The sequence below is a fragment of the Streptomyces malaysiensis subsp. malaysiensis genome, assembly GCF_040653035.1.
GTDB lineage: Bacteria > Actinomycetota > Actinomycetes > Streptomycetales > Streptomycetaceae > Streptomyces > Streptomyces malaysiensis.
In genome coordinates, this window is the sequence record NZ_JBEZNG010000075.1 from 1 (window position 1) to 5745 (window position 5745).

Here is a 5745-nt window from a genome sequence, read left to right on the forward strand (position 1 = left end):
GACGAGACGGCGTTTACGCAGTGTGGGTTGTTCGCGGTGGAGGTGGCGCTGTTCCGGTTGGTGGAGTCGTGGGGTGTGCGGCCGGATTTCGTAGCCGGGCATTCGATCGGGGAGCTGGTGGCGGCGTATGTGGCGGGTGTGTTGTCGCTCGACGACGCGTGTGTGTTGGTGGCGGCTCGTGGGCGGTTGATGCAGGCGTTGCCGTCGGGTGGGGTGATGGTGTCGGTGCAGGCCGTCGAGGCGGATGTGCTCCCGTTGGTGGCCGGTTGTGAGGCCGAGGTGAGTGTGGCGGCGGTCAATGGGCCCCGCTCGACCGTGATCTCGGGCTCGGAGTCAGCGGTGATGGAGATTGCCGGACAGTTTGAGGCTCAGGGCGTCAAGACGAAGCGGTTGCGTGTTTCGCATGCCTTCCATTCGCCGTTGATGGAGCCGATGCTGGCGGAGTTCCGGCAGGTGGCGGAGGGGTTGTCGTACGCGCCACCGCGTATCCCGGTCGTGTCGAATGTGACGGGCCAAGTCGCTGACGTCGAGGCGTTGTGCTCCGCCGAGTACTGGGTACGACACGTCCGTGAGGCCGTGCGGTTCGCGGATGGGGTGCGGAGTCTGGCGGACGCGGGAGTCACCACCTTCCTGGAGCTCGGCCCTGACGAGGTGCTGTCCACGATGGGTGAGCAGTGCCTGCCGGACGAGACCGCCGATGTCGCTGCCTTCCTACCTGTCGCGCGGTCCGGCCGCGGCGAGGTGGAGACCGCGCTCACGCTCGCCGCCGGGGCCCATGTGCGGGGTATGCGGGTGGACTGGACGGCCGTGCTCGCGGCCACCACCGGACGACCGGCGCGGCAGGTGGAGTTGCCGACGTACGCCTTCCGGCGCAAGCGCTACTGGATTGAGACCGGCGTGGCGCCGGGGGCCCATCACGACACGGCGGACGTCGGCGAAGCCGCGGACGCCGACTTCTGGGACGCGGTGGAACGCGAGGACCTGTCGGCGCTGACGGACACGCTGGCCGTCGGGAGCGGGCCTTCGGCGGGTGAGTCGCTGGCGGCGGTGTTGCCGGTCCTGTCGTCGTGGCGGCGTCGTAGCCGTGAGCGGTCGCAGGTCGACGCATGGCGTTATCGGATCGCCTGGTCGCCGGTCTCGGAGGTGGTAGGCGCGCTGACGGGCACGTGGCTGGTGGCGGTGCCCGCCGGGCTGGCTGATGACGCATGGGTCGCGGACTGCGTGGCGGCCCTGGCCGCGCGAGGGGCGCTGCCTGTGGTGGTCGAGCTGGAGGATACGGACGCCGATCGTGAGGCGGTGGGGGCGCGGCTGCGTGACGCCGTTGGTGCGGACCGAGCCGCCGATGTGACGGGTGTGCTGTCGCTGCTGGCGCTGGCGGAGGGGCGGCATGGCGAGTACGGGGCGGTGCCGTTGGGTGTGGCGCTGACGTTGTCCCTGCTCCAGGGGATCGGGGATACGGGTGTGGGTGGCCGTGTGTGGTGTGTGACGCGGGGCGCGATGGCGGTCGGCGGTTCGGAGAGTCCGTTGATCGTGGACCAGGCGGCGGTGTGGGGGCTGGGCCGGGTGGCCGGTCTGGAGGCTCCGGAGCGCTGGGGTGGCCTTGTCGACCTGCCACGGACGCTGGACAGCCGGGCTCTGGAGCGTCTGACCGCCGTCATCAGCGGCGCCACGGGTGAGGACGAGGTGGCGGTACGGCCGTCGGGTGTGTTCGCACGCCGTGTGGTGCGTGCGGTGGCGGGTGCGGAGAGCGGGGAGGCGTGGAAGCCTTCCGGGACCGTGCTGGTGACCGGCGGTACGGGTGCGCTGGGCGCCCATGTGGCGCGGTGGCTGGCGCGGGCCGGTGCGGAGCACCTGTTGCTGGTTTCGCGGCGCGGTCCGGCGGCCGAGGGCGTGGACAAGTTGCGGGCGCAGCTGGCGGAGTCGGGTGCTCGGGTGACGGTCGCGGCGTGTGACGTGGGGGACCGTGCGGCGCTGGCTGGGGTGTTGGCCCGGGTGCCGGAGGAGTTCCCGCTGACGGCGGTGGTGCATACGGCGGGTGTCCTCGATGACGGGGTGCTGGACGGACTCTCGGTGGAGCGGTTCCAGGGTGTGCTGCGGGCGAAGTCCGAGGCGGCCTGGCAGCTGCATGAGCTCACCCGCGAGCTGGAACTTTCGGCGTTCGTGCTGTTCTCCTCGTTCTCCGCGACGGTGGGCGGGGCCGGACAGGGCAACTACGCGGCGGCGAACGCCTTCCTGGACGCGCTCGCCGAGCGCCGCCGGGCCGAGGGCCTGCCCGCCACCTCCGTGGCCTGGGGGCCGTGGGCCGAAGGTGGCATGGCTACCCAGGACGCGGCCGTCAGCGGCCGTATGGAGCGGTTCGGCCTTCCCGCGATGGAACCCGAGCTGGCCGTCACCGCGATGGCGCGGGCCGTCAATCAGTCCGACGCCTGCCCTGTCATCACCGATATCGACTGGCCGCGGTTCACGGCCGGTGTCGGCGGCACCCGGCTCGGCCTACTCTTCGGTGACATCGCCGAGGTCAGGGCGGCACGGCAGGCCGCCGACGCCACCCTCGACGGGCAGGCCGCAGGGACCCTCCGGACGTCGCTCGCCACGACACTCTCGGAACTCCCGGCGCCGGAACGCGAAGCCGCCCTGCTCGACCTGGTGCGTACGCATACGGCGGCCGTCCTCGGATACGCCTCGCACGAGGGCATCGACGGCGAGCGTGGCTTCTTCGACATGGGGCTCGATTCGCTGACCGCCGTGGAACTGCGCAACCGGCTGAACACGGCCACCGGGCTGCGGCTCCGGCCGACGGCACTGTTCGACTACGGATCGCCGTCGGCGCTGGCCGGCCACCTCAAGGGGGAGCTGGCCGAGGACGAGGCCGCCCCGGAGAAGTCGCTGCCCGCCGAGATCGACCGACTCGAATCCGTCCTCTCCGGCATGCCGCAGGACGACATCACCCGCACCAAGGCCATCGTCCGGCTCCAGTCGGTGCTGGCCAAGCTGAGCGAACCCGGCGGCGGGGGCGGGAGCGCCGTACGGGACGACGACATCGCCGACGACGACCTGGAAAGCGCATCGGTGGACGAGCTCTTCGACGTCATCGACAGAGAACTCGGAGACGCCTGACATGAACGAGAACCACGCGGTTTCTTCGAGGGGGCAGGACCAAGTGTCAAACGAAGAGAAGCTCGTCGAGTACCTCAAGCGCGTCATGGCCGATCTCCGCCAGACGCAGCGGCGTCTCCGCGATGTCGAGGAGAGGTCCCGGGAGCCGATCGCGATCGTGGCGATGAGCTGCCGGTTCCCCGGCGGTGTGCGGTCGCCTGAGGAGTTCTGGGAGCTGCTCGCCCGTGGTGAGGACGCCGTGAGCGCGTTCCCGGAGGACCGTGGCTGGGACCTGGCAGAGCTCTACGACCCGGACCCCGACCGCTCCGGCACCTCGTACGTCAAGGAGGGCGCGTTCCTCTCCGATGCGGGCGCCTTCGACCCCACCTTCTTCGGGGTCTCGCCACGTGAGGCGCTGGCGATGGATCCGCAGCAGCGGCTGCTGCTGGAGACGTCATGGGAGGCCATGGAGCGGGCCGGTGTCACCCCGGCGTCGTTGCGCGGCACCAAGGCCGGTGTCTTCGTGGGCACCAACGGTCAGGACTACACCGTCGCACTGCGGCAGGCCCCGAAGGGCGTCGAGGGCTTCCTGGCCACCAGCGGTGCGGCCAGTGTGATGTCGGGTCGGCTCTCCTACACCTTCGGTTTCGAAGGGCCCGCCGTGACGGTGGACACCGCGTGCTCATCGTCGCTGGTGGCACTGCATCTCGCGGTGCAGTCCCTGCGGCAGGGGGAGTGCACGCTCGCCCTCGCCGGTGGTGTGACCGTGATGTCCACGCCCGGTCTCTTCGTGGAGTTCAGCCGTCAGCGGGGTCTTGCGCCGGACGGTCGGTGCAAGGCGTTCGCGGCGGCCGCGGATGGCACGGGCTGGGGCGAGGGCGTGGGCATGCTGCTGCTGGAGCGGCTGTCGGACGCACGCCGCAACGGCCACCCGGTGCTGGCGGTGGTACGCGGCTCCGCCGTCAACCAGGACGGCAGCAGCAGTGGGCTGACCGTGCCCAACGGAATCTCGCAGCAGAGGGTGATCCTTCAGGCCCTGGCCAACGCGCGGCTGTCGGCCGTCGAGGTGGACGCGGTCGAGGCGCACGGTACGGGTACCACGCTGGGCGATCCGATCGAGGCACAGGCGCTGCTGGCCACGTACGGGCAGGACCGCGCGGACGGCAGGCCACTGCTGCTGGGGTCGGTGAAGTCCAACATCGGCCACACGCAGGCGGCTGCGGGTGTGGCCGGTGTGATGAAGATGGTGCTGGCCATACAACACGGTGCGCTGCCGAAGACGCTGCACGTCGACGAGCCGTCGCCGCATGTGGACTGGTCGGCCGGCGCGGTCCAGCTGCTGGCCGCGAAGGTCGCATGGCCGCAGAGCGATGAGCCGCGCCGGGCCGGTGTGTCGGCCTTCGGCGTCAGCGGCACCAACGCCCATGTCGTCCTCGAACAGGCGCCGGTCGGCGATGAGGATGAGGCGGCGGACGACGGAGTGGGTGGCGGACACTCTGGGGTGGTGCCGTGGGTGCTGTCGGCCCGCTCCGAGGCGGCTTTGCGGGCGCAGGGGGACCGCCTGGCGTCGTACGTGGAGAAGGCGCCCGAGCTGTCGGCTGAGGATGTCGGATGGTCGCTGGCGACGGCTCGTACCCTCTTCGAGCACCGTGCGGTGGTGTTGGCCGGGGAGCGGGGCGGCCTGGTCGGTGGGGTGGGCGCGTTGGCGGAGGGCCGGGACGTCTCGGGGCTGATCCGGGGGGTGGCCGGTGCTGATGGTCGTGTGGTGTTGGTTTTTCCTGGTCAGGGGTGGCAGTGGGTGGGTATGGCGGCGGGGTTGTTGGAGTCTTCGGCGGTGTTTGCGGAGCGGATCGGGGAGTGTGCTGCGGCGTTGGCGCCGTTTGTGGAGTGGTCGTTGGTGGATGTGTTGGGTGATGCCGCTGCGTTGGAGCGGGTGGATGTGGTGCAGCCGGTGTTGTGGGCGGTGATGGTGTCGTTGGCGGAGGTGTGGCGTTCGTTTGGGGTGGAGCCTGCTGCTGTTATCGGTCATTCGCAGGGTGAGATTGCGGCGGCGTGTGTGGCGGGTGCGTTGTCGTTGGAGGACGGCGCGAGGGTGGTGGCGTTGCGGAGTAAGGCGTTGCGGGCGTTGTCGGGTCGTGGCGGCATGGTGTCGGTGTCGCTGCCGGTGGGGGAGGTTCGGGAGCGGCTGGTCCGATGGGGTGAGCGGTTGTCGGTGGCGGCGGTGAACGGGCCTTCGGCGGTTGTCGTCTCTGGTGACGCGGACGCGTTGGACGAGCTACTCGCGCTGTGCGAGGTGGAGGAGATTCGGGCGCGTCGTGTGCCTGTGGATTATGCCTCGCACTGTGCTCACGTTGAGGTCATCGAGGGTGAGTTGTTGCGTGAGCTTGGGGGGATCGGTCCTCGGTCGTCGTTGGTGCCGTTCTATTCGACGGTGACGGGTGGGGTGCTGGATACGACCGCGCTGGACGCCGGGTACTGGTATCGCAATCTGCGTCAGACGGTGCGCTTCGATGAGACCGTCCGTGCTCTGCTGTCCGACGGCTTCCAGGTGTTGGTTGAGGCCAGTGCCCATCCGGTGCTGACGGTGGGTGTGGAGCAGACGGCCGAGGAGCACGGGTCCCGGGTCACCGCCGTAGGTTCGCTGCGCCG

At 70.1% G+C, this 5745-nt stretch carries 2 protein-coding genes; both read left to right on the forward strand.

All coding sequences use genetic code 11. From position 1 onward, the window contains the following. On the forward strand, positions 1-3117 hold a 3117-nt coding region (locus tag AB0E24_RS45760), incomplete at its 5' end, for an SDR family NAD(P)-dependent oxidoreductase (protein WP_359385970.1). Between the two features lie 43 nt (positions 3118-3160). Next, positions 3161-5745: type I polyketide synthase (locus AB0E24_RS45765; protein WP_359385973.1), on the forward strand; the 2585-nt coding region annotated here is incomplete at its 3' end.